The organism is Caballeronia telluris, from assembly GCF_001544495.1.
Taxonomy (GTDB): Bacteria; Pseudomonadota; Gammaproteobacteria; order Burkholderiales; family Burkholderiaceae; genus Caballeronia; species Caballeronia telluris.
Genome location: NZ_FCNZ02000148.1, coordinates 1 through 704, shown reverse-complemented (window position 1 = coordinate 704; position 704 = coordinate 1). Strand labels below are relative to the sequence as shown.

General features: G+C 65.6%; 1 protein-coding gene. It reads left to right on the top strand.

From position 1 onward, the window contains the following. On the top strand, positions 1-704 hold a 704-nt coding region (locus tag AWB66_RS32650; RefSeq protein WP_125469899.1), incomplete at both ends, for an FAD-binding protein.

The window sequence follows — 704 nt, the reverse complement described above, 5'->3', positions numbered from 1 at the left end:
CGTAACGCGGACGGCACGATCTATCAACGTCCGTTCGGCGGCCACACGGCGAACTACGGCGAGAAGCCAGTGCAGCGCGCGTGCGCCGCTGCCGACCGCACCGGCCACGCGCTGCTGCACACGCTGTACCAGCAGAACGTCGCGGCGAAGACGCAGTTCTTCGTCGAATGGATGGCGCTCGATCTGATCCGCGACGCCGATGGCGACGTGCTCGGCGTGACCGCGCTCGAAATGGAAACGGGCGACGTCTATATCCTCGAAGGCAAGACCACGCTCTTCGCCACGGGCGGCGCGGGCCGCATCTTCGCGGCATCGACCAATGCGTTCATCAACACCGGCGACGGCCTCGGCATGGCCGCGCGTTCGGGCATCGCGCTGCAGGACATGGAGTTCTGGCAGTTCCACCCGACGGGTGTGGCGGGCGCCGGCGTGCTGATCACCGAAGGCGTGCGCGGCGAGGGCGGCATTCTGCGCAACTCGAACGGCGAGCGCTTCATGGAACGCTACGCGCCGACGCTCAAGGACCTCGCGCCGCGCGATTTCGTGTCGCGTTCGATGGACCAGGAGATCAAGGAAGGACGCGGCGTCGGTCCGAACAAGGATCACGTGTTGCTCGACTTGTCGCATATCGGCGCCGAGACGATCATGAAGCGTCTGCCGTCGATCCGCGAGATCGCGCTGAAGTTCGCGAACGTCGATTGCAT